This is a genomic window from Paenibacillus taichungensis (assembly GCF_013359905.1).
GTDB lineage: Bacteria > Bacillota > Bacilli > Paenibacillales > Paenibacillaceae > Paenibacillus > Paenibacillus taichungensis.
Window position 1 is genome coordinate 38,303 of the sequence record NZ_JABMCC010000106.1, and the last position, 25,156, is coordinate 63,458.

The window sequence follows — 25,156 nt, forward strand, 5'->3', positions numbered from 1 at the left end:
CTCTGATTGATCTTCTTTATCGAGCTACTTAGTATATAACCATACGATATCAGGTTGAAACGCTTGTGAATTATCCAATCCTAGGAAACCGATTCATCAAAGAGGTCTATTCCTTCAATATAATTGGAGCCTGGCTTCATATATACTTTCAGCGCCTGGCTTCCTCGAAGAAATACTTCTCCATCCTCTGCTACATAATACGGCTTGCCCAAAACATCTCGAATGGCCTCAATGTTCATATCAATCCATTCCTGATTAAGCTTTAGACGTTTCTCGGAAGCATCAATATGCACATAATTGACCACTCCTGTATCTTCGCAGAGCCCAACCGTTACATCTTTGAATTGATACTCAGGGCAACCCAGGTATGGATCATGTTCCTTATGAATCGGCTGGCCTTTATTGACTAAAATATCATCGATGCTGTCATCCAGAGAAATGTCATTCAGAGTCCGAAAGTGCTGGACAGGTCCGGATCGATCAGCAGCCAGAATAATCTCTGGTGTCTCCTCTTCCACTACCGTCCATTGCATATCATGAGCAGCGGGTACCGCTGCCGGTTGAACGGAAAAGGGAGAAATTACGCTAAACATAACAAGCAGTAGTTTCATCATGATTCTCACCCTTTCATCAGGTTCATCACCGCTCTGAAGACTTCTATTCATTACAAAACGGTCATGCTATTTCCGCATACGTTGCCATACATTAGCAGCTACATCCACATATTTCAGCCAGCTTTTGCTTCCTTTGGCATCATCATGATATGTAGCTTCATAGGATTGCAGTGTCCGATCTGTCGGTGTAGCAGGCGGTGTCTGTACTACATTCGCTACTTCTGAGCGCTTACTCTGTTCAGTGCTGCTGCGTTTCGTCTGAAACTTGGCCATCAAAGTGGATGACACCTGCTTTGCTGCTTCCGTCACTTCGTTCAGCACTTCACCCAGATTCTGTACAGATTCCATAACAGGATCAATTTGTTTCATCTTGTGCTGCACATCAACTGTAATATCATTGGCATGCCTTACTGTCTGTTTGACTTCATAACTAAGCTCATCAATGGTCTTCTGAACTTCCTGCAGTGTCTGTGACACATTGTCGAGTGAACCCTGAGCGGACTTCAAGGTACGAATTAAGAAGAATACAAGTACTGCAAATGCAATTGCAATTAAAGCCACACTAATTTGATAGATCATAAAAGAACCTCACTTTCCAGTATAAATCGGTTTTGTTATTGCTTAGTTACCCGACCCATTCCGAGGCGAAACAAATAGGATATGAACTGTAAAAACAACTCTTCCTGGTAAAATATCGCAATGTTTCAACCCGATAGGCCTCGGTTAAAGAACAACTACACACGGCAGTGAGACGAACACTTCTCGCTACCAAGTTCTATAAACGAAAGGATGATACCCATGTTGAAATGGTCGGTACTATTTCTAATTATTGCTCTTGTTGCAGGTATTTTTGGATTCTTCGGTATTGTTGAGGCAGCTGCTTCGATTGCCAAAGTACTCTTCTTCATCTTTGTTGTACTGTTCGTCATCTCCCTGATTACGGGACGCAGCCGAATGCGATGAATGACGCTTCCAAATTATGAACAGCATTCGATACATACAAAAGCCTATCGAGCTTGCAAAAGCCGGTAGGCTTTTGTGCGTTCATAATCTCTTTTTGCAACAATTCTCCCCCCGCACATTACGACTTATCTCTATTATGTATTACGCTCCCTTCTGGTCTATTCCATCGCTTCTCCCCGATTACATCATAAAAACAGGACCATTATGACATAGCCAACCCGGTTTTCTCCCACCGAAGTATGATATTTACAGGCTCTCCTTATACCCACATATGCTCCAGTTGACACTGGAGAATCCAAGAAAATATTGTTATAATTTGTGATTCATAAGTAAGCTTGCTTGGTTACTTTTAACACAGGACAACAAACTACATACCTAACCGAGGAGGAAAAACAAATGAAAAAAATCGTAAGTTTTGCCGCTGCTCTGACTTTGATGGGTTCCATGGCTGCTGCCGCAGGTGCTGAGGAAGCGGTTACCGGAACGGTAGCTCCAGAAACGGGAACTCCCACAACCACAACAACGCCGGCTGTTGAAGTGAACAAACCTGCTGTAGACACTGTAGAAGGCACAGCTGAGACCGTAACTGGCACAACAGTAGACACAACGGGTACAGAAGGTACTTCAACGACTACTGAAACAACAACTTCAACAAAGGATGACAAAATCTTTGATGAGCCTGTTGTGAAAGCAGGAGATGAGGTTCTGGTCCCTACAATGCTGCTCAACCTGTTGGAGCGCACATGGTTCTATGATGCACCTAATGGCAAACCAATCGGTGCACTGGGTTCCCAAGTCATTGATACGACAGGTGAAGTTGTAGATGGATTCGATGGTGGTCAATGGGTACAAGTGTATACGTGGAAAGGTAAAGCTTGGATCCACGTTGCTATTCAATAGTATCGTATAATCGTTCTAACGATAAGTAAAGAGGACAGCACGCAGGCAGCGGCTGTCCTCTTTTTCATTTCAAATATGTTTATTTCCGGTTTGTCCCTCCCGATTTCAAGGGCTTCCCGTCGTGCCTTCTTCCATCTTCGGCTCTACATGCACATGTACATGCATAATATTATGTGAACGTTTCAAGCGTTCTTCAACCCGGTCACAGATCTGATGACCTTCGATCAGGCTCAGTCCTCCATCCACCTCAATAACCACATCCACCAGTACATGACTGCCGTGCACACGTGCTTTCACGTCCTTGATCATTTCCACACCAGGAACTCGCGCCACAGATGATCTTAGGTCAGTGAGTTCTTTCTGATCAAATCCGTCTGTCAGACGATGTGTTGAATCACGGAAAATCTCCCATGCTGTCTTACAAATCAACAGACCTACAGCAATTGCAGCTACTTTGTCCAACCAAGGAAGGCCAAATTGTGCACCGATGATTCCGATCGCAGCACCTATGCTGACCCAGGCATCCGAACGATTATCTTTGGCCGCAGCCATTAGAGCCTGACTATTAATTTGTTTGGCAAGACGATGATTGTAACGATATACGCCCAGCATCACCAGCGCACAGACAACGGCAACTGCCGCTGACCACAGGTTTGGTGCTACAAAGTTTCCTTCATACCAGGAACGAACCGCTTCAACCAATACCTGTAGGCCAACCATGGCCATAATAAATGAAGCAATTAGGGCAGCGACCGTTTCCGCTCTAAAGTGACCATAGGCATGATCGGAATCAGGTGGCTTCTGGGATATGCGGAGTCCGATCAATACCGCAACAGACGCAACAATATCTGTAAGGTTATTAAAACCATCCGCCAGCAAAGCGCTGGAAGCAAACAAATATCCGCAGATCAATTTAAAAGCAGACAAGACCAGATAGGCCACAATACTGACCCAAGCTCCGCGCTCTCCTTTGCGTATTTCTTCGTAGGCGTTCAAACCGGGCGACACTCCTTTAACGTTTCGTATTACGGTTGTTCCATGTTACCAAATGCGTACCGTGTGGGTCTATAGAAACAGTGTTGCCAAGCTGCATTGCTGTAGGGATGCCGAAACAAAGTTGCCAGACCGCAGGGCTGTAGGTAAAGAGAAAAAATGTTGGCCCAGTCAAAAAAGTGAAGGTTTTCAGCATTTTATCAGGTTGCCCTTGTGGGGCTTTTGTAAAACGTATAAAATGAGTACATCCCGTCCAATTTGGACGGCTTACTGTAAGACCGGGAGGGAAATAACGATGAGCGATAATAACGAACCGAAAAAGGTCAGTTTGCAGGATGCTATACGCCAGAAACTGGCACAGAAGAAAGAACAGGCAAACACCGGTAACCAATCCAGTGCCTATTTTGAAGGCGGCCCTAAAGCAATGAAGAGCCAAAACAACAAAAAGCCTAACAATCAGCGCCGCCGTACTGGCGGATCCTAGACCGCAAGAAGCTCTTGTATGAGATGTTTCTATGGTTACAGGATCACCCTGTATGACCAAAAAAGAACCGCAAGCCTCCTCTGGAGAGCTTGCGGTTCTTTTTTTATATTAAAACGAATAGTTAACTACGTTAACCATACTCAATGTAGACAGATTAGCTTATCTTAAGCTTCTACCGGATACATTTTGTTACGCAATTCTTTAATTTCGTCACTTTCCAGATACTCATCATAGCTCATTTGGCGATCAATAACGCCGTTTGGCGTGATTTCAATAATCCGGTTAGCGATGGTTTGAATGAACTGATGGTCATGGGATGTAAACAGCATAGTGCCGTCAAAATCAATCATACCATTGTTCAGTGCGGTAATGGACTCCAGATCCAAGTGGTTCGTTGGCTCATCCAAAATCAGGGCGTTGGCGCCTGTTTGCATCATTTTCGCCAGCATACAACGAACTTTCTCACCCCCGGAGAGTACACTTGCTTTTTTCAGGGATTCTTCGCCTGAGAACAACATACGACCCAAGAATCCACGCAGGTACGTTTCATCCTGATCTTTGGAATATTGACGAAGCCAATCTACGAGACTCATATCTACTCCGTCAAAATATTTGGAGTTATCTTTCGGGAAATAAGCCTGAGTTGTAGTAATACCCCACGTGTATTCACCACTATCCGCTTCCGTTTCACCCATAAGGATATCAAACAACAACGATTTGGCATTACCGTTCGGGCCAACAAAGGCAATCTTATCCCCTTTATTCACTACAAAGCTGAGATCATTCAGCATGTTTACACCATCAATTGTTTTATTGATACGATCAACGGTCAACAATTGTTTACCCGCTTCACGCTCAGGCTTGAAGTTAATGAACGGATATTTCCGGTTCGATGGACGAAGATCATCCAACGTGATTTTGTCGAGTTGTTTCTTACGCGAAGTCGCTTGCTTCGATTTGGAAGCATTCGCAGAGAAACGTTGAATAAAGGCTTGCAGCTCTTTAATCTTCTCTTCTTTTTTCTTGTTAGCATCACGTTGCAAAGCAAGTGCCAATTGGCTGGATTCATACCAGAAATCGTAGTTACCTACGTACAGCTGGATTTTACCGAAATCGATATCTGCAATGTGTGTACATACTTTGTTCAGGAAGTGACGGTCATGGGATACGACAATAACAGTACCTTCATAGTCCATGAGGAAGTTTTCCAGCCATTGAATGGATTCGAGGTCCAAGTGGTTGGTAGGCTCATCGAGCAACAAGTTGTTTGGACGACCAAACAAGGCTTGTGCAAGCAGGACACGAACTTTTTCGTTACCGCTCAGATCAACCATTTTCTTCTCATGCATGTCACGTTCAATACCCAGACCGATTAGGAGTGCCGCTGCATCCGGCTCAGCATCCCAGCCATTCAACTCAGCAAACTCACCTTCAAGCTCACCTGCACGCAAACCATCTTCTTCAGTAAAGTCCGCTTTGGCATACAACGCGTCCTTCTCTTTCATGATGGAATAAAGACGGCTGTGGCCCATAATTACAGTTTCGAGAACCGGATACTCATCATATTCAAAGTGGTTTTGCTTCAAAACGGCCATGCGTTCGCCCGGGGTGATGTGCACCTCTCCCGAGTTTGCTTCAATTTCACCGGACAAAATTTTCAAAAATGTTGATTTGCCGGCTCCGTTGGCGCCGATCAGACCGTAACAGTTGCCTGGCGTGAACTTGATATTCACATCTTCAAAAAGTGCACGTTTTCCGTAGCGGAGCGTGATGCCGCTTGTACTAATCATTAAGCATACCATCCTTTATTTAATATTCTGCATACTGCATGAATAGCAACTTGCATCAATCATGGATTCAATATCCCGAAGCCTATTCTGGCACCATATTATAACACAAAAAAGCGGCAAATTCGAAAATTGGCCGCTTTTTAATCGTTAAAGATTTGGTAAATGTACCGTTCATGCGGGTATACCCTTACATTAGCATATCCAGATCACTTTTGTTAGTCTTGTTTACTTTCTTCGTGCCGGATGCGGAGTGTCTCGCCATGTCCTAGCACTCGAATGCGCTCTTCGTTAATTCCCAGCCGTTCTCGTTCAGCTTCCATTCGATCAAGTGCTTCCTTGGGTGTGTCATCCGCCAGCTTAAACGTTCCATAATGCATGGGAACCATAAGCTGGGAACCCGTTTCTACAAATCCTTGCAGCGCTTCTTCCGGCGTCACATGTTGGGATGTCATGAACCATTCCGGGTCGTACGCACCGATTGGCATCAGGGTAACACCGATGTCGAAGCGTTCTCCGATCGTTTTGAATCCCTGGAAGTATCCTGTATCCCCTACAAAATAGATCACTGGCGGACCGCCGAGAGAATGATCAGCCGAAGTTTCTATTGGATCATCCGTTCCTGCTGCTCGGGAATTTTTATGATTTTCGTCTTCACTCGTCGCAGCACTCTCCTCCGATGGAATGAGTGCCGGGTGATTCTGTTCCAAAACATAACCGCCCCAATGGGACGTATTGGTATCGAATAGGGTTCGGCGCGTCCAGTGCTGCGCAGGTACAAAGGTTATTTTGACCCCGCCAAGCGTAATATGTTCCCACCATTTCATCTCATGACACCGATGGAACCCTTTGCGCACCATTTTGCGTTTGAGACCATCAGGAACGATGAGCAGTGTTTTGGCTGTGACCAACTTCCGCAGCGATGCGAGATGCAAATGATCATAGTGTGAATGCGAGATCAAAATGACATCCAGAGGCGGAATATCCTGAATCGGAATGCCAGGGGCACCGAGTCTGCGCTGAAATCCCATTTTTTCGGCCCAGACCGGGTCTGTCACGATGTTTAGTCCATGATATTGAATGAAAAATGTGGAATGACCAATCCAGGTAATCGTGGTTTCAGCCCGGTTGGCGTGCAGATAATCCAGTTCAGGTGGGTGCTTGGGCACGGTGTAGGAATAATCCTTAACTTTGCTGCGCCGTTGCTCCCTCCATTGCTTGAATTCCTTCAGCGTTTTGTCCGTACTTACATTATCAATGTTGTTATAACGGATTTTCGGCATGAAAGGGCCCTCCTCCCCTCCTCGTATCTTAACAAAAGATTACCCCGAATTGGAAAGTACGTACCAACGAATCAATCCTTTGGATTTTTGCACTTCGCCAAGTAGACGAACAAAAACGCAATTGCAGCACAGATAATCAATGGTGGGGCGTACATAATCGTAAAGGTCTCAAAAAAACTTAAACCCGTTATACCGGGAATACCCGTCACTCCCGCGTCAGAGCTGAGAAGTAACCGTGGAATCATGACAAACAGCATGTTGGGAAGCATGAACGGACTCATCCTTTCTTTTTGCCAGCATTACCTCGCACATAATTGGCATCAAACAGAAACAGCTTCATAATGAGCACAAGTGAAGGAATGAGCACCAGCAGTCCCAGGCTGAACGCCGTAATGAGCGCAATCCCCATCGTCTTGTTCGTAAAGCTATCGTAAATATTAATGTACGGATACAGAATGTATGGAAGATGTGAGCGCCCATAGCCGTACCAGGCAAAGGCAAACTGCAGCATGACGGCGATAAAGCACCAGCCCAAATATTTACGTTTCCATACCAGCGAGACGGCGATCACAAAACAGATAAAAGATGCGATAAACATCCATGAGATATTTAACATCTGCTCAAAGTGTGCGGGATTCTGTTTGTTAATTTGCAAAAATGCCAGGAAGCTGGCAAAGATCGTAGGCAGACTCCATAGGAGTGCATACTCCCGCAGAACTTCAAACGCAGTCTCATCTTCTGCCCGCTTAGCATAGTAGGAAAGAAACATCGCGGAGATATAGAGCACACTTACCAGGGCAAGCAATACAACAGACCAGGTATACGGATTCGTCAAAAACTCACGCCAGCGAAAAAACACCTGATCGCCCACCTGCTCAATAATTCCACCTTCGGATATCGCCAAAATGGTGGAAAACACCGCCGGAATCAGCAATCCCGTTGCTCCGTACAATGCCATATAGATCCGGCTGTTCTGCCCATGGTTCCCATAGGTATTATAGGCGTAGTACACGCCCCGGATGGCAAGCAGTACAATCGCCAATGAACCTGGAACAAGCAGCGCTGTCCCATAATAAAAAGCGCTATCCGGATAAAAACCGACCAAACCAACCACAAAAAAGATCAGAAACACATTCGTCACTTCCCACACGGGTGAGAGATAGCGCTGAATAATGTTATGGATTTTGTTCTCGTGTCCGGTTAATATGCTGTAAAAGCTGAAAAATCCGGCTCCAAAATCAATCGAAGCCACGATCAGATATCCAAAGAGAAACGTCCACAAAATCGCGATGCCCGCTATTTCAAAGCTCAATGCACGATCCCTCCTTCCAGACCGAGAGACTCCAGTTCCTTCTCTGCTTCCTTGTTACGAAACAGCTTGCTGAGTACCCGAATCGCTGAGAAGCAAAGGATTAGGTACAGCAGAATAAACAGAACCAACATCCAGCCTACTGAGGATGATGTTGTTGCTGCTTCCGACACCTTCATGTACCCGCGCAATATCCATGGCTGTCTGCCAACCTCGGCGAACATCCAGCCCAGCTCAATGGCAATCATGGCCAAGGGCCCAAGCAGGACGATACCGAGCAAGAGCCACTTGGGATAAGGTTTGCGCCCCGGCAGCCAGCGACGGAACACATAAAGCACCGGAATTAGCAGAATGATCACGCCAGTCGTTACTTTCAGGTCAAACATATAGTGAATGGACAACGGCGGCCTCAGATCGGCCGGAAATTCTTCAAGCCCTTTCACTTCCGTGTCCGGTCTGTTTCCCGCCAGTATACTAAGTGCATAGGGAATCTCGATGGCATATTTCACTTCATTGTTCTCGTCAAGAATTCCCCCATAGACCAGCGGCGCTTTCGTCATCGTTTTGAAATGCCACTCTGCCGCTGCCAGCTTCTCCGGTTGGTATTTCGCTAGAAATTTACCAGAAGAATCTCCGATCATGACGGTGCTGACCGCAAATACGAGCGCACATACCGTTGTGAGCTTAAGTGCCTTTTTGTAATACACATGATCTCGCCCACGAAGCAAGCTGAATGCAGCGATACCTGCTAATATACCCGCACTCAATGTGTATGACGAGGCGAGCACATGAGATACCTTAGTCGGAGTAGCTGGATTCAGCATTGCAGCAATCGGATGGATGTCCTTCATGATGCCATTAATCAGGGTAAACCCCTGAGGTTGGTTCATAAAAGAATTCACTGTTGTAATGAATATCGCAGAAGCAGAGGATCCCAGTGCCACCGGAATCAGCAGCAGCATGTGCGTATATTTCTTTTTGAAACGATCCCATGTGTAAAGGTAGATTCCAAGAAAGATCGCCTCCACAAAAAAAGCGAATGTCTCCATAAACAGCGGCAAGGCAATGGCCTGCCCCGCTACCCGCATAAACATCGGCCACAGCAGGCTGAGCTGTAAACCGATTGAGGTGCCTGTAACCACACCTACGGCAACGGTAATGACGAAACCTCGCGCCCATCTGCGCGCGAGCAAGGTGTAATGGATATCATTGGTGCGCAGTCCGCGCCATTCAGCCAAGGCAATCATGAGTGGAACGCCTACACCGATGGAGGCAAAAATGATGTGCACAAACAAGGTTAGACCGGTCAGCATCCGGCTGAGCAGAACAGGGTCCAGGGATGACATGGGTTACACTCCTCTTTCACTTAATCGTTATGTACGACTTCATATCGCCTGTGTGACAATATGCCTCAATAACTCATAATTCGGATAATACTTTTGACAACGGCATACAGCACGATCACGGCTGCAACCAAGCAGACGATAATAAGGGTTTTCTCTTGTTTACGGAACATAGACCTGCCGTCCTCCTTTTGCATGGCATGCAAATTATGGCTCTATAGACAGTTTGCAAAAGAAGTTGTTTTTTTATCCGGGAAATTTTGAAAAACAAAAAAAGCCTTTATCTATTTCAGGATAAAAGCATCCTATTAGATAAAGGCTTCTCTTGCCTTACAAAAGTTCGTCTTGCTTAGGCAATCGAACCTTGAACGTGCTTCCTTTGTGCGGCGCGGATATAAAGGTAAGTGTTCCCTGGTGGTCCTCTACAATTTTGCGCGAAATGTAAAGTCCCAGTCCAGTCCCGCCAATCTGACGATGATCCGAATTGTCCACACGATAAAACTTCGTAAATAACAGGTCCTGCACGTTCTCTGGAATTCCTATTCCATAATCACGTACATCGATGCATAACCATTCTTTTTCTTCCCACAGCGTAATATCAATTCGGTCTGCTCCAGGTGAGTACTTGACTGCATTACCAACCAAATTGTGCAGCAACTGAACCATCCGGTTCTGGTCCGCGTAAGCAAAAAAGTCTCCATTAAACGCATGTACATATATACGCTGAATGGATTGCATATTCCATTGCTCAGCAACACCCTCAACCAACTCAAGCAACGGTACATACGTCTTATGGTAGGTCATGCCTTCATTGTCCAGACGTTGAATATCAAGTACATCATCCAGCAGACTGCTCAGCCGTGCGCCTTCCGAAGAAATGGTTTCCATGAAGTCCTGACGCTGTGAAGCGGGAAGATCATACATCATCATTAGTTCCACATAGCCCATAATGGTCGCTACAGGGGTACGAAGCTCGTGGGACACCACACTGATCAGTTCGTTTTTCATCCGATTGAGTCGTTCTTCCTCTGTACGATCGCGGAACACCAGAAGAAATCCATGGTTTTTACCGGGAACATCCATTTGCTTCATGTACAGGGAAAATACACTCTTTTCCACATCATTGAATATAAATTCAGTTTCTACAAAGGCCAGTTCTCCGTTTAAAAAAGCACGAGTCTGCTCCACCAAATTGAAATCAGCGGTTAACACAAGAGTATCAATGGCATTGGCTAAATCTACGATAGATCTGCCCGAAAAATCTCGGAGGCCAAACATTTCTTCAATTCTTCTGTTAACTATCGTGATGGTGCCGAAACGATCAGACATGACCAGACCTTCCCTAACAGATTCAATGAAATGCTCGCTGATATCCCGCTGTTCCTGGATGGCAACTTTTTCATGAAACAACTCCGCATTCAGCTTCTCCAGAGCCAGCGCATGACGTACACGGTCTTCTTCAGCTCTTGTCCGCTCGGTAATATCCTTGATAAATAAGTTGTACAGCGTTTCGTTATTTCCCAGCTGAATTTCTACAATTTTGTACTCAATCGGAAAAACCGAACCGTCCCGGCGAATGCCTGAAATTTCTTCCACGATGACATGCCGTTTGCCCTGAATATACTCACATTGTTTCAGCATTTCCTTAATTTCCATACAGCTCGCTCCCTGAAAAAGGGATGGGGCCTCTTTTTCTAAAACAACCTCTTCCCGTTTCAATCCAAACATTCTTTCGGCTTCGGGATTAAACTCTATAATCAGTCCGTTTAAATCCACAGCAATAATAGCATCAATAGATGAATCAATGATTGCCCGTTTGATTTCTTCACTATTCTTCAGCTCTTTGGTTCGTTCTCTGACCCTGTCTTCCAGCGTAAGCTTGTCCTGACGTATCTGCTCGAATTGTTCAAGGAGCACATCGGCCATTTTGCGCAAATTGCCAATTAGAATCTGCACTTCGGTGACGTGGCTGGTCGGCCAATCCATCTTACCATTACGAAATAATAGTCTGGGAAGGGAGCCTGTCATGCGTGTGAGGCGTTTCATTGGACTTACGACTTTCTTGCTAAGTGGAGCAGCCACAATCATGGAAACCACGAAAATGATAAACAGAGACTGAAGCGTATTCAGATAGATCGACTCAATACGTTTGTAATAATTGGCTGAGTTGGTCTCAACAAAAACTCGATAAGGAGTACTTGTGGTCATATCTGCTTCATACATAAACGACGCCTGTTTCCAGTGAGTAAGCACATCGCTATAATAAGCATCCCCGGAATGGAATAGGATACTGTTCTCCCCTGGCTTGAGTAAACGATACTTGTTGATATCCAGGTAATCTCCCTGCGGAAGCGTATCCAATCCAGAAGCTACAACTTTATTATTTGGATCCAGAACGATGACATTTACATCCAGCAGATGATGATAACGCTCCATGCTCTGGTGCATGTTCTCTTCGGTTAGATATTGTTCATTCAAATCCTTGATCACGGCATTCGCAGCGTGTTTTAGATTAGATACGATGGAGTTATTGATCTGACCCAGCTGTCTCCGACTGTCGGCCGATAACAGAACAAGAGAGACAACGACTACAAAGGATACGACGTATTTAAATGCAATTCGTGTGAGCGGAATGGTTCCTGTTCGTTTCGACTTCAATTCGCCATTGGTAATCCAGAAGTCTACCACAATACCTGCAATCAGCGCGTTAACCATACTGGTCACAGCGACATGCATGTATGTATATTTTAATTCTTCAAGATTCATGCCCATAATGTACCCATAACAGGTCACTGGCAATAACATCGCGACCCAGAATGCAGCATTTGCCTTCATGACACTTCCATTCTTCCATCGGATCTGCCACCCCAGCATCCAGATTAATTCAATTGTATGAGCGCCAATCATAAAAAAACTATTTGGGACTAGACCCCCGAATAACACACCCAAGGTACAGATTGCTATCAAAGCAATGAATCCGTATACGGCTCCATGTAAGCGCAAGGCAATAAACGTTGCGGCTGTACCAAACAAGAGCTGTACCCCGTAAAAAAGAGTCAAAGGAAATATCGTTCCCAGCGTACCCAGGATAATAAGTATAGCCGTACCCAACCACGGAATACGGAGTTTGATTACCATCCACTCCAACACCTTATTTATCCTTATGTAGTCCACAGGCATCCGTCCTTATGATTGATTTCTATGTTTGCATTCAACAACAACGTTGGTATCTCCTATGGATTAAAGCTCAAAAGATCTACTTTATTTCCCTGAAACCGTTCTGATACATTATACTGTAATTACTACTCGATGTAGCTTTGGGAAATTTTGAATGATCGGCAAATGAGCTTCATTCATGGTAAAATACTGAAGTTTGGCCTCAACTCTATAGAACTTACTACATATGCATCCTATATTCTGGAATACAAACATTAAAAATTTTGCAGCATTCCCACACAAATTACGCCATTTTTCTAGAAGTTTCTTAACAAATTCATTTCATCAGGAGTGTGACCTCAATGTCTATCAAAGTTCTTCTTATAGAAGATGAGAAAAATCTGGCCGACATGATTGCTTTCTTTCTTGAGGAGGAGGGTTACATAACTGAACGGGTTCATCATGCACGCGAAGCACTTCAACTTTTCCCACGATTCCAGCCCGATATTGTAGTGACTGACTTGATGCTGCCTGAAACAGACGGTAATGATCTGGTAGATGCGTTTCGCCAGCACTCGACTGTACCCATATTGATGATCTCGGCCAGCACCATGCTGAATGATCGGCTCCGAGCGTTACATAATGGTGCAGATGATTTCCTTTGTAAACCCTTTAGTCTGAAAGAGCTTGATGCACGTATTAAGGCATTACTGCGCAGATCGGCTATCTTCTACCCGGACAAACCGATAAAAGAGGACAAACCTACTGAAGTTGTCGGACATGTCAGTGTGAATGAGTACAGAAGAACTTTGTTTGTGGATGGCCTTGAAATCGAGGTTACTCATATTGAGTTTGAAATCATGAAGGAATTGTACCGAAATCCCGGCAAAGTGTTCACCCGCAATGAACTCATGGATCGAATTAAAGGCTCTGAACGGGCATATCTGGACCGCACAATCGATGTACATATCTCCAGTCTGCGTAAAAAAATTGAACCCGACCCCAAAAATCCAAGGTACATCAAGACGGTTTGGGGAACGGGATATAAATACGTCATTTAGTACACGCCGCAATGAAATAATGGCTCATGTCCTCTCTCTGTCATCGTCTCATCGACTGAGTTGAGGGCTGAGCTGTTTTTGTTTTGTATGCAAAAGAATGCAGCCACCGCTGGATTTCCACGATCAGACTGTCTGGTTCCTTCTCATGCCAAAGGATCATCTTTATCAGACCCGTACCCGTAATAAGCTGCAAATGGCGCTTGCGAATCAGGGATTGGAAATCCGTAATTACCAGCAAAGGAATCTGAGGCATAAATGCCCGAATGGCATTGGCTGCTGATACGGCTTGCCCGGCGTCCTGATAATCGACAATACAATAATGAGCTTTGCCCCATTCCTCCCCCTCCTCGTTATTCACATTCTTTTCTCTCTTCATTGCATGCTCCCTCTGCTCGTCTGTTATCCATTCATTCAACAATGCAATCATATTGTCATAATCAATACCACGACTTCCGTCCGAAAGTACGGTAATGGGTTCCATAGGTATAACCTCCAGTTCATTCTCTCTTCTTATTGTGCCAATCTTCATTTAAAAATGTTCGTGTATGAACATAAAAGAAGTGTTAACTATCTTCGTACTTCTTCACAAACTGTGTAAGGTTCATTACCCATTTCGCAGTTTGCGACAATTCATGTAAAATAGGGATATGCCCGTGCTAATTGCGGGAACTTTAAGAAATGAATCCGGTACAGGAGGTTATGAACCGATGAATATTGTTTCAATTGAACCAACACCCAGTCCCAATACGATGATGCTGCATCTGGACGAACGTCTGGAGGACGGGATCCGCAGAACATATACACTGGATAACGAACGATCTGCTCCGGCGTTTATTCGCCAGATGCTTCATATTCCCGGAGTAAAAAGTGTATTCCACACAACCGACTTCGTAGCGCTCGACCGCAAGGGAAATGCGGATTGGTCCGTCATACTTGGCGAAGTCCAAAGTCGTCTTGGCCAACAGGGAATCGATTTGGACTGGATTGAATCTGAAGACGCCTCTGGCGAACACTTCGGTGAAGCACAGGTATTCGTTCAATTCTTCAGAGGTGTGCCGATGCAAATTCGGGTCAAAGCCGGCGCCAAGGAAGAGCGGATTTCGCTCTCGGATCGGTTCGTCAAAGCCGTTACTGAAGTCGCCAGCGCAACACTGATCAAGGAACGGAAACTGAGTGATTACGGCGTCCGCTACGGGGAATTGCCTGAAATCGCAAGAGAAGTTGAACAGGAGCTGGAAGCAGCATATCCCCCTGAGCGTCTGGAACGCGTAATTCAACAAGCCATTGAGCACGGCACCAATTCCGAAGAGTTCGTGGAACGTCGCCGCGAGCTGGATGGTGCCGAGCTTGAAGAGGCTCTGCATAATGAGGACTGGAATGTTCGCTACGCTGCATTTGATGGTATGGAGCCTACAGCAGAACGACTGCCACTCGTTGCCCATGCACTCCATGACAGTAAAATGCAGATTCGCCGACTGGCTGTTGTATATCTAGGTGATATCCGTACACCGGAAGCGATGGAACTGCTGTACGAAGCTCTGCAGGATAGTTCACCTGCTGTACGTCGGACTGCCGGAGATACCCTCTCCGATATCGGTGATCCTGCAGCAACTGCAGCCATGACAGCTACGTTATCGGATAAAAGCAAGCTTGTACGCTGGCGTGCAGCCCGTTTCCTATACGAAGTGGGAACTGAAGAAGCTGAGCAAGCTCTGCGGAAGGCAGCCGAAGATCCTGAGTTTGAAGTCAGCCTGCAAGCCAAAATGGCACTGGAACGGATTGAATCCGGGGAACAGGCAGCCGGAACCGTATGGCAGCAGATGGCTGGGCGTAACAAGACGTCGGAATAGTCCTTTCGATTCATATCCAACAATTGTTATTGCACTGGAATACCATGGGGGTTATACTGATTGTCTGTTTACTAAACAGAACATTGAGTGTTACGTTCTGTGATTTATAATTTCATAGACAATAGATACACCTCATCCATGATGATGAGGTAGAGGTCGCGGGTGCGATCAGTACGCTGAAGGAGGCGCTAAGGAGCCGCTTATGAATTCAGCCGAAAGGTGCACCCGCCGAAGCCCGCAGGACGGTTCCTTACGTTGTCCAGCGCGGCTGGGGCTGTTGCCGAAAGGTGCAGAACTGTCACAGATGTATGATGCCTTCCTCGGAGGGTATGATTTCTTCTGTGTTGAGCTATCTTAAACATCTGGGACGAGGTGCGGACGATTGATAATAAAGACCGCAGGCTAATGCCTGCGGTCTTTTGGTTATTTCCATTGTTCTGAACCCATTAGTACGCTGAAAGAAGGAGTGTTTCCATGCAAGACCGCAACAACCAAACTAACACAGGACCTACCCTGAAAAAAGGATTACGCGCACGGCATATGACCATGATTGCACTCGGTGGATCCATTGGTACAGGACTTTTCCTCGCAAGCGGAACCGCTATTTCCAATGCTGGCCCCGGCGGTGCACTGATTGCTTACGTTGCCGTCGGCATCATGGTCTTCTTTCTAATGACCAGTCTCGGAGAGCTGGCTACCTTCATGCCTGACTCCGGTTCATTCAATACGTATGCGGCCCGCTTCGTCGATCCAGCCCTTGGGTTTGCCATGGGTTGGAACTTCTGGTACAACTGGGCCGTCACCATTGCGGCAGAACTCGCTGCGGCAACCGTACTCATCAAATACTGGTTCCCTGACAGTTCATCCATGTTGTGGAGTCTGTTGTTCCTCGTATTAATCTTTGCCCTAAATGTGTTGTCCGTTAAAGGGTATGGAGAGTCGGAGTATTGGTTCGCCATTATCAAAGTCGCTACAGTGATCATCTTCCTTACCGTTGGTGTGCTCATGATCTTCGGCATTATCGGTGGAGAAGCGGTAGGATTCAGCAACTTTACTGTTGGAGAGGCACCATTCCATGGCGGATTCTTTGCGGTTCTGGGTGTATTTATGGCTGCAGGATTCTCTTTCCAAGGAACAGAGCTCATTGGTGTCGCAGCCGGTGAGAGCGAAAATCCGCGTGAAAATGTCCCTCGTGCTATTCGGCAAGTGTTCTGGCGTATTCTGATCTTCTACATTCTGGCGATTACAGTCATCAGTCTGATCATTCCTTACACACATCCGAATCTGCTTAAAGGTGATCTGAACAACATCGGAGTCAGTCCGTTTACTCTTGTCTTTGAAAAAGCGGGGCTGGCCATTGCTGCTTCCGTCATGAATGCCGTTATTCTGACCTCTGTACTGTCTGCCGGGAATTCAGGCATGTATGCTTCAAGTCGTGTTCTGTATGCTCTTGCCCGGGATGGCAAAGCGCCTCGCTTCCTGGGTCGGCTGAACAAAAAGGGCATTCCAATGAATGCCCTTCTCTTGACCACAGCGGTGGGTATGCTCGCTTTTCTAGCCTCCCTATTCGGTGATGGTATTGTATATACCTGGCTGCTTAATGCATCCGGGATGTGTGGGTTTATCACCTGGCTCGGCATTGCCATCAGCCATTATCGTTTCCGCCGTGCGTATGTGGCCCAAGGTCGAGATTTGAACGATCTGCCCTACCGTGCACGCTGGTTCCCATTTGGGCCGATCTTTGCTTTTGTGTTATGTATCATCGTCATTATTGGACAGAACTATCAGGCGTTCACGGGCGATCAGATCGATTGGAGCGGAGCCCTCGTCGCTTACTTAAGCGTTCCGCTGTTCCTGATCTTATGGCTGGGTTATAAATTTATTAAGAAAACAAAAGTTGTACCATTACAGGAATGTGATTTTACAACAACAAACGAATAACGTTATTTCATAGGCACCCTTCTTTCCGCTGGAAAGAAGGGTGCCTATTTGGTTCGTCCAATTTTCGGGATAGCTATCACTCAAGCAAAAAAGGACGCTCATGAATGAGCGTCCTTTTTCACCATAAGGTGTGTCCTATTATAATCATTCATACAAAGTTTGCTGTCACATGGTCCAGGTAATCTTCACACGCAGATCGACGGTATCCTCCATGTTGGACACGTAATACGATATTGACTTCATGCCAAGCTGATACAGATCCTGCAAATCCTCTACTAGTCCTGTCTCAGTACCTTTGTATCTAAAAGTCAGTGAGGTTCCGCCATCCTTGAGCACACTCTGAACTTTTGTTTTTAGCGCGGAATGACCACTAACTGCATCATTTTCATCATAGAGCGAGTATTCCAGCGTATGATAAAGCTTCTGGTACGCGGTTGCCTTGCTGCCTCCCGACTTCACCAAAGTTTGTAAAGCTTCACGATAGGGGGCAGATGCAGTAGGATACTTGCCTTTAGCTGTCCAGACATGGTCCCTTGCCAACTCATCATCACTGAGTAAATAATAACTGTGACTTACCTTGCCCTTACGGTCAGGAGTAGGGTCATCCCACGTCGTATCCATATGGTACCACTTACCATCCAGCTTGACGAGGTTCCAGGCGTGTAATTGCTCACCAGCCGTTCCTTCCACAATCCGGTTCTCTATACCTACCTGCTCCAGCATGCGATAAGCCAGCAATGAATACCCCTGACATACGGTACTGCCGGTAACAAGTCCATCGTATGCAGTATATTTCTGCAAGGATGTATCGTAGGACAGGTTAAGTACAATCCAGTCATGAATGACTTTAACTTTCTCATGATTCGTCATGCCAGGCAATATAATCTCTTTGAGCACGTTGGTCACCTTACGGTTCACATAATCGGTCTGCTCCTTCGTTTCCCGATATGCCAGCTTCACATGTACCTCTGCGGATACATTGGAGCCTTTATAATTAAATGCGTAACTTTTAACGGTATATTGAATATAAGGATCACTGGTCATTGCTTCGTCAATGGAGCTCTGCAACTGTTTTTTGAGGCCTTTCACATTGCCTTTGTATGTAAAAACAAGTTCCTCTGTACGCTGGGACATCGCATTAAGCAACGTCTCGCGCAGATCCGTATTCGTGGATATGTCCGATGTTCCCGACGCCGCGTACAGCTGATCCAGATCAACCGCATGTGGCAGTGCCACAGCGACGAGACAGCCAGCCAATAGCAAGGTTATCACTCGTTTTCCGTGCTTGCCCATGAAAGGATACCACCTCTCTTTGCAAAGTTCTCATGCCTCATTGTATCACAAAAGGGATTGACGGCAGGCTTCTAGTTTTGTCGAAAAGCATCAAAAGAGACCCTCCGTAGAAGGTCCCCCTGTCTTCAGTAAAACAAACCTAACCTACCCGTTATCCTCATCATATGACTCTTCCGGGCATTTATGCAACAAACTCAAATCAATATAAACGATTGCCGCTCATAAAGGTATCCGTCTTACCCTGAAGCTTGGCCAGACGTTCCAATACCTGAGCCGCTTCGGCAACCGTCACTTTGCGTGCAGGCATGAATCGTCCTTCAATCGAAGGCAACAATCCCAGCTTGATGCTGAGGGAGACAGCTCCCTTGTTGTTGACTGCACTGGCATCTGCCAGGTTGGGAAGATCCGATGGCAATGTGTAGAATCCGGCTAATTTCTCATAGCGCAAAATGCGCACGAGCAATACCGCCAGCTCTTCACGAGTCATCTCCTCTTCTGGATTTAGCTTCGTTTCAGAGTCGGCACCCGCTAACCAGCGCTGATCGATCAATGTCCGCACAGCTTGGTAATAAGGGCTCTCCGGGGTAATGTCAGCGTATAAATTGCCATCCCCGTCTCCACTATAATACATATCCATATTCGGATTAATTGCTCTTGCCAGATAGGTAAACCAATCACCCTTGGTGATGACTCGGTCTGGGAATACACGTCCCTGTTCATCTGCAAGAAGCACACCATGTTGCACTATGTTCTGCAGGGCTGTTTCAGCGGCATGTCCCGTAATATCACTGGTGGTAACTTGAACTGCCCCAGTCGTACTGCCGTACATCGACTTCCATTCTCCCGTGTTAGCATCCAGCACTTCATAGGATACGCCAGTTAGTGGACTGTCCGTACGAGTAGGCATGTAGGCAAGCTTTACACCCACGGGAACGGATTCGCTGTTACCCATGCTGTACCCACCATAACGAGAGTAGGACAACACCAATTTGAATTCTTCAAGATATGTTGCTCTTGCTTTCTCATAACTAATGGCCGGTTTGACGTCCGTCGGTAGCTGCTCTGGCGTTGCAGCAACCAGCGCATAATATTCATTGAGCGTTCCATCATTTGAAACTTGTACCTGAACCGTATCATCCTTAACCAAAATTCCGTTTAGGTACCGTTGGAAAATAAATGTTCGTGCATCGTCCAATTCAAGCACCGTTGAAAGTCGGAATTGCTTGCTTGCATCCGGCACAAGTGAGATGACTGTATTGACAGCCAGTTTCTCCGCCTGAGATTTGGTCACGGTCTTGCCTTTCACTTCCGTCTCCGGCTTCTCTTGCTCCATGCCCGGCATCATGCGCTGATATATGTTCACACTGTAGATCTGTCCGGTTGCCGCATCAACCTGCGCCGAAATGTCTCTCATAAACATATAAGACACACTTGCATTGCGGTTGCTCCAGCTTAGACTCCAGACCTGATTGTTTGGACTTGCAAAACTGCCTTTAGTTAACTGGCTATAATCCAATTGGTAACCTTCGGGTATATTAAAACTCTTTTTGACCAGCTCCTCTGCCTGCTGAGCATTCAACTTCGACCCAGTATTCGGTGTAAAAGCAGCTACACTGCCCTTCAGAGGTTTGTCCTCCTGGGAGACTTCCTGAGAAAGGGTTTCACCTGTCAAGCTATTGATTCGATCCAGTGTATCCGCATTTAGTGGAATAACACTTGAGTTCTTCGGCGTGTATCCCAAGTAATACTTCTGGCCTTTGCGAGAAGAGAATCGTTCTTCGCTAATATAGGCCAGCTGAACATCGAACTGTTCCTCGAACTTCTGCTGAGCCTGCTCCGCTGAAATGGCCGCCTTCGATGATGGATATTCAGCTCCAATCGTAGTTCGTGAATATCCTGTCACCACACCGCTCTGATCCACACTTATGTAGGCTGTTTCCGCCTCAGATACCAAGCCTTCATGTTTCAGTTGGTAGCTGTAAGTATACTCTGTTCGGCCAAATAGGGATTGCAGCGCGTTGTTTATATACCGTTCATCAACGGTAACAAAACTGCCTTCCTTCAGATTCGGAATTGCCTTAAACAGGAACTCATCCGCCTTCTTTCTCGCTTCGGTTTTTGTTAATTTCGTCTCCGAATCTGAAACCTGCTTTTCCAGCAACTCAGAAGGCAAATGTACACTTAGCACTTCCCCTGTAACCGCATGAACCGTTGCGCTGAATCCAGTGGATCGGTTGCCTTCACGCAGTTCAAATCCGATATCCCACGCCTTGTAATCTGGTGGCGGAAAAGAATTCGGTGAATCAAATCGTGCGTATGAAATCGTCGCCTTTTTTAACAATGGAAATAAGTTCAGTATATTCTCGCTGGCTTGCTTGGAGGAGATTTTGGCTCCTTCAGGCACCTCGTTGTCTGTTAATCCAAGTTGTTGTTCCGTTTCCCCCGCTGCGGATTCTGTTACCTGTTCCGCTGTCGCTGCCGACGCGCTGCCTGCAAACCCTGGTGTCTGTGATGCCAGAAGCAAAGTTGCCATGGCTGCTGTAGCCGCTTTGGCTGTAAACATTTTGAATCGTACATTAAAATTCCAATCAAAACTCAAATCTGGACCTCTCCCTTCAATTTCATACAAGGATGCATGAAAATAACCTCGCATGAATATTGCCAGTCTATTCTATGATACCATAAGCTTCCTTTTTAATCGTCATTTTCCCAACAATTTTACAAATGTGAATTTCTGCATATTTTATAGAAACAGCAAAAAAACGCCAACTGGGTTGGCGTTTCGACGATCAGCCTGAGCATCAAGTGAGCTGAATTTTCTCTATATTGACGTTCGGCATAACAGATTCATTAGACTGAGCCTGCACCTTTACATGTGTTTTCAAAAAAGGAATCACCGTATTCCAGAACGCAGGATCTTCTTCTGAACAGCTATGGCCTCCACTATTGACCCATAGATGCTCCACGGGCGGATCCGCTTTGGACATAAAATATTCAAGTTCGCTTGGTGGAATAAAGTTATCACCTTTGGAATGTACCATAAGCATGGGTAGCTGCATTCCCTTGCGCCGTTCATTCAGCAGCATGACTGGATCACGCTGTCGATACGTTTTCAGAGATTCTCCAAGCCGCCAGAACCAGATTCGCGGAATCAGCTGGGCCAGTGGAAACAAAGGCAGACGGCGCCGTCTCAGCTCCGAACTGACGATAACCTCGAATTGGGATGGCATGGAGTCCGTGATCACCGCTGATACAGGAATGCCCTCCGTTACAGCGAGGATCGTGCCTAGCCCACCCAAGGAATGCCCAAGCACACCGATTGCAGCAGGATCAATTTCCGGGCGTGATGACGTATATTGCAATGCAGACAGCAGATCATCGCGGAACAGGTAAGCTGAAGCCGCTTTAACTGGGTCACTGGCTCCATGGCTTCGAACATCGTACATAAAGAGGGCGTAACCCGCTTCCCAAATGGGACGTGCATAACGGAGGACACGGGATCGGTTGGAGCCCCAGCCATGTGCAATAATAACCAACGGCCAAGGCTTCGGGAGATGAGCTCCAGCCGGAATGAACCAGCCATGCACTCGCCCCCCTCCACTCTCGAAGGTTATATCCTCAAATGGCATGGGCGGTGTGAGCGTAATCGGAATCTTTTTGGGGGTTTGACTCTTCACGGCTGCCTTCCATAAACCACCCGCAGTTACCGCGGCAACAGCAATCATCCCGCCAATCATCGTTTTAGCTTTCACTGGTGTCACTCCTCTCCGTTTTCTGGTCTAACTCCATCATACGACAGCAAGGTTAACCGGACGTTAATCCACATCACTTCTTATATTATCTAATGGTTCAGAAGCTTTTCATATATATACCCTGGTGTGTCTAGTCCACTTCCGTTAGCTTCAATGTTCAACCCTCGATTTTCGCTATTTCCACAAATGCACGAGTGCAAGTAGCGATCTGCTCATCGTTCCCTGCCGCAAGTGCTTCTCGTGGCAAAAGTGCACTTCCAAGGCCCACTGCCGCCGCACCAGCAGCATAATAATCTGCAATGTTATCCAGCGTGGCTCCTCCTGTTGCAAGCAGTGGAATATGATTCAATGGAGCCTTGATTTCACGTAAATACGGAATACCCATACTCGCCATTGGAAACAGCTTCACCGCTTTTGCTCCTGCTTCATAGGCAGCCACAATCTCCGTTGGAGTCATCGCACCGGGCCAGATCTCCACTCCATGTTCTACAGCATATTCAATAACAGACAGATCGACATTCGGAGACACGAGAAATTGAGCACCTGCTGCAACGGCTTCTTTGGCCATCTGCACATTCAGTACCGTGCCTGCCCCGATATAAGCCTTACCCTCATGCCGTTCGCGCCAGTCTGCAATAATATCATGTGCTCCAGGTGTGTTAAGTGTCACTTCCATCAGTCGGATTCCACCATCGGTCATTCCCTGCCCTGCTGCCTGAGCAGCTTCCCGGCTAATACCACGAACAATAGCCACCAGTCTCGATTCCAATAATACTTCCGTCAGATTCATGCCAACTTCCCCTTGTTTCATAGATTCGGCAGCCGAGGACAAGTATTCGTTATCACCGCTTTTCCGTTAGTCACTATTGTAAAGCATATCGTCCCCTGGATGAAATCTTTTGATCCAATTTCTTGTGAGAGTGTGTGCACCAATATCTCCGGTATAAAGTTAAATAGGAACACAAAAAAACCTCTCCATAGAAAAAGGGATTATTCATCCTCTTTGTTCCATTAGAGAGGTTTGTTCTAAGCATTTCCCAGCACATTATCCTTCTCCAGATCCTTAAAATACTTATCATTATACAACATGCTGGGATGTGTCGGATGGTACATCAAAGCAATGTCATTGTGCTCTTTGGCTTTGGCCCGATTGCCCATCCGGTCATAACACACACACAATTGTAAATGCGGCATCCATGTCCATGCAGCTTCGTTCAATACGACCATCGGATCAGTTGGTCGTACGGCGCGGGTCGCCTGTTCATACCAGTATAAGGCTTTGCGGTAATCGGCACGGTCAGCAAAATATCCACCCAATCGGCAGCAGATCTCTGCCCTCGGTAAATCAAAGGCAAAGGATCTCAGCAATGCCGAGACTTCCTTTTCGGAATGTTCAAGTGCTGCCTCGCAATCAGCTATTTTCTGGCATGCCGCAATCTGATCTTCCACCCATCCCAGCCCAGTATCCAGAAATTTTCCATAGTAATGCACTGCATCTTCAAGATGCCCGTGGTCTTTCAATTCATTGCCAAAATAATATAAATCACGCGGAGAGAATTCCTCCCCTGCCTGTTCGCGTTTGCGATAAATCTTTAGATTGCGATCCGTGTATTCCTTATCTTTCTTATGCGTGACTGCCACATCACTATGCAGCAAATGACCGGCCACTTCAAGATATTCATGCACGGCACCAATCCAGCGATAATTCCGATCCCGGCGCACCAGTCGGTTCCGTCTCAGACTATATGCCACTTTTCCTTCCGCTGTAAACGACAGATGATAATCCATCGTGATACTGTCCACAGCAGGATCCAGGGAACGCTTCAGTTCAATGAACTTCACCCGGTCATCCGGTTCAAACACATCATCTGCATCCAGCCATAATATATATTCACTGGTTGCTTGTTCAAAGGCAAAGTTCCGTGCTGCCGCAAAATCATCCACCCACTCAAAATCGATGATGCGTTCTGTATAACGGGCTGCGATCTGACGTGTCTGGTCCGTCGAACCCGTATCTACGATCACGATCTCGTCAGCGATCCCATTAACCGAGTCCAGACATCTGGCAAGGGAAGCCTCTTCATTTTTCACAATCATACACAACGAAATACTGATCGATTCCTCTCCGCGTATGGCTCTGCGATTAAAAGCAGCCACTCCCGGCAATTCCGATAGTCGGTAAATGTGATAGGCCGGAAAATGTGTATCCACATATAAACGAAACCCCAATGCCTGAGCACGGATGCAAAAATGGCGATCTTCTCCCCAGAACGATACATTCGGAATCTGGTCATAGGAAATCCCGGACTCCAATACATTCCTGCGAATAAGAGTACACGCCCCCAGTCCCCCCACTTCATAACAACCCGGAGTACGCAATTGCCTCAGGAATGCATCCGTTTGTGTACCTTCGTCCTCTGCTTCCTC

Annotated in this window: 21 protein-coding genes and 1 riboswitch; of the genes, 6 read left to right on the plus strand and 15 right to left on the minus strand. The window is 46.3% G+C overall.

Annotated features, from left to right (window positions below; translation table 11 throughout):
* Positions 1-80: 80 nt before the first annotated feature.
* Positions 81-593, minus strand: a complete 513-nt coding sequence (locus HP548_RS11125; RefSeq protein WP_175381670.1) for a hypothetical protein — start codon at positions 591-593, stop codon at positions 81-83.
* 87 nt (positions 594-680) lie between these two features.
* The gene (locus tag HP548_RS11130) at positions 681-1,193 is read right to left on the minus strand and encodes a DUF948 domain-containing protein (RefSeq protein ID WP_076291257.1); all 513 of its coding nucleotides are present in this window, start codon (positions 1,191-1,193) and stop codon (positions 681-683) included.
* A gap of 219 nt (positions 1,194-1,412) precedes the next feature.
* Here HP548_RS11130 and HP548_RS11135 point away from each other — a divergent pair, with 219 nt between their 5' ends.
* Both HP548_RS11135 and HP548_RS11140 read left to right on the plus strand, forming a co-directional pair.
* The gene (locus tag HP548_RS11135) at positions 1,413-1,577 is read left to right on the plus strand and encodes a DUF1328 domain-containing protein (protein ID WP_017692264.1); all 165 of its coding nucleotides are present in this window, start codon (positions 1,413-1,415) and stop codon (positions 1,575-1,577) included.
* 396 nt (positions 1,578-1,973) lie between these two features.
* A complete protein-coding gene (locus tag HP548_RS11140; RefSeq protein ID WP_090954767.1) occupies positions 1,974-2,477 on the plus strand; it encodes a hypothetical protein in 504 nt (167 codons plus the stop codon).
* A 105-nt stretch (positions 2,478-2,582) separates the two neighbouring features.
* On the opposite strand, the gene HP548_RS11145 is transcribed toward HP548_RS11140, so the two are convergent.
* The gene (locus HP548_RS11145) at positions 2,583-3,473 is read right to left on the minus strand and encodes a cation diffusion facilitator family transporter (protein ID WP_099858571.1); all 891 of its coding nucleotides are present in this window, start codon (positions 3,471-3,473) and stop codon (positions 2,583-2,585) included.
* Positions 3,474-3,765: 292 nt separating this feature from the next.
* Between HP548_RS11145 and HP548_RS11150 the strand changes: the two genes are divergently transcribed.
* Complete coding sequence (locus HP548_RS11150; protein ID WP_063566591.1) at positions 3,766-3,954, plus strand: hypothetical protein; 189 nt, start codon at positions 3,766-3,768, stop codon at positions 3,952-3,954.
* 164 nt (positions 3,955-4,118) lie between these two features.
* Here HP548_RS11150 and HP548_RS11155 read toward each other — a convergent pair whose 3' ends face one another.
* The 6 genes from HP548_RS11155 to HP548_RS11175 all read right to left on the minus strand — a co-directional run bounded on the left by HP548_RS11155 (position 4,119) and on the right by HP548_RS11175 (position 12,814).
* Positions 4,119-5,744 carry an ABC-F family ATP-binding cassette domain-containing protein gene (locus tag HP548_RS11155; protein ID WP_076291255.1) on the minus strand — a complete coding sequence of 542 codons (1,626 nt, stop codon included), beginning with the start codon at positions 5,742-5,744 and terminating at the stop codon, positions 4,119-4,121.
* A 215-nt stretch (positions 5,745-5,959) separates the two neighbouring features.
* Positions 5,960-7,024, minus strand: a complete 1,065-nt coding sequence (locus tag HP548_RS11160; protein WP_076291254.1) for an MBL fold metallo-hydrolase — start codon at positions 7,022-7,024, stop codon at positions 5,960-5,962.
* A gap of 71 nt (positions 7,025-7,095) precedes the next feature.
* On the minus strand, positions 7,096-7,305 hold the full coding sequence (cydS, locus tag HP548_RS34090; RefSeq protein ID WP_409347651.1) for a cytochrome bd oxidase small subunit CydS: 210 nt from the start codon (positions 7,303-7,305) through the stop codon (positions 7,096-7,098).
* Entirely contained in the window at positions 7,302-8,336 is a 1,035-nt protein-coding gene (locus HP548_RS11165) for a cytochrome d ubiquinol oxidase subunit II (RefSeq protein ID WP_076291252.1), read from the minus strand. The genes cydS and HP548_RS11165 overlap by 4 nt, the downstream gene beginning before the upstream one ends.
* Positions 8,333-9,679 (minus strand): cytochrome ubiquinol oxidase subunit I, encoded by a 1,347-nt coding sequence (locus HP548_RS11170; RefSeq protein ID WP_076291251.1) that lies wholly within the window; start codon positions 9,677-9,679, stop codon positions 8,333-8,335. The genes HP548_RS11165 and HP548_RS11170 overlap by 4 nt, the downstream gene beginning before the upstream one ends.
* A 327-nt stretch (positions 9,680-10,006) precedes the next feature.
* Positions 10,007-12,814 (minus strand): ATP-binding protein, encoded by a 2,808-nt coding sequence (locus tag HP548_RS11175; protein WP_175381671.1) that lies wholly within the window; start codon positions 12,812-12,814, stop codon positions 10,007-10,009.
* Between the two features lie 380 nt (positions 12,815-13,194).
* Between HP548_RS11175 and HP548_RS11180 the strand changes: the two genes are divergently transcribed.
* Entirely contained in the window at positions 13,195-13,893 is a 699-nt protein-coding gene (locus tag HP548_RS11180; RefSeq protein WP_076291249.1) for a response regulator transcription factor, read from the plus strand.
* A gap of 40 nt (positions 13,894-13,933) precedes the next feature.
* Here HP548_RS11180 and HP548_RS11185 read toward each other — a convergent pair whose 3' ends face one another.
* A complete protein-coding gene (locus tag HP548_RS11185; RefSeq protein ID WP_076291248.1) occupies positions 13,934-14,374 on the minus strand; it encodes a hypothetical protein in 441 nt (146 codons plus the stop codon).
* Positions 14,375-14,600: 226 nt separating this feature from the next.
* Between HP548_RS11185 and HP548_RS11190 the strand changes: the two genes are divergently transcribed.
* Positions 14,601-15,743 carry a virulence factor gene (locus tag HP548_RS11190; protein WP_076291247.1) on the plus strand — a complete coding sequence of 381 codons (1,143 nt, stop codon included), beginning with the start codon at positions 14,601-14,603 and terminating at the stop codon, positions 15,741-15,743.
* A 142-nt stretch (positions 15,744-15,885) separates the two neighbouring features.
* A riboswitch (Lysine riboswitch) is annotated at positions 15,886-16,103 on the plus strand.
* 114 nt (positions 16,104-16,217) lie between these two features.
* Positions 16,218-17,684, plus strand: a complete 1,467-nt coding sequence (locus tag HP548_RS11200; RefSeq protein ID WP_175381672.1) for an amino acid permease — start codon at positions 16,218-16,220, stop codon at positions 17,682-17,684.
* Between the two features lie 165 nt (positions 17,685-17,849).
* Here the strand turns inward: HP548_RS11200 and HP548_RS11205 are convergent, their stop codons facing one another.
* The 5 genes from HP548_RS11205 to HP548_RS34095 form a co-directional block, all read right to left on the minus strand.
* Positions 17,850-18,977: a transglutaminase domain-containing protein gene (locus HP548_RS11205; protein ID WP_175381673.1), complete on the minus strand. Its 1,128-nt coding sequence runs from the start codon at positions 18,975-18,977 to the stop codon at positions 17,850-17,852.
* Between the two features lie 199 nt (positions 18,978-19,176).
* Entirely contained in the window at positions 19,177-21,576 is a 2,400-nt protein-coding gene (locus HP548_RS11210; RefSeq protein ID WP_175381674.1) for a YcdB/YcdC domain-containing protein, read from the minus strand.
* Positions 21,577-21,778: 202 nt separating this feature from the next.
* Positions 21,779-22,729 carry an alpha/beta hydrolase gene (locus tag HP548_RS11215; RefSeq protein WP_343054819.1) on the minus strand — a complete coding sequence of 317 codons (951 nt, stop codon included), beginning with the start codon at positions 22,727-22,729 and terminating at the stop codon, positions 21,779-21,781.
* 157 nt (positions 22,730-22,886) lie between these two features.
* A complete protein-coding gene (locus tag HP548_RS11220; RefSeq protein ID WP_175381726.1) occupies positions 22,887-23,519 on the minus strand; it encodes a bifunctional 4-hydroxy-2-oxoglutarate aldolase/2-dehydro-3-deoxy-phosphogluconate aldolase in 633 nt (210 codons plus the stop codon).
* A 236-nt stretch (positions 23,520-23,755) separates the two neighbouring features.
* Positions 23,756-24,826: a glycosyltransferase gene (locus HP548_RS34095; protein ID WP_409347653.1), complete on the minus strand. Its 1,071-nt coding sequence runs from the start codon at positions 24,824-24,826 to the stop codon at positions 23,756-23,758.
* Positions 24,827-25,156 lie beyond the last annotated feature (330 nt).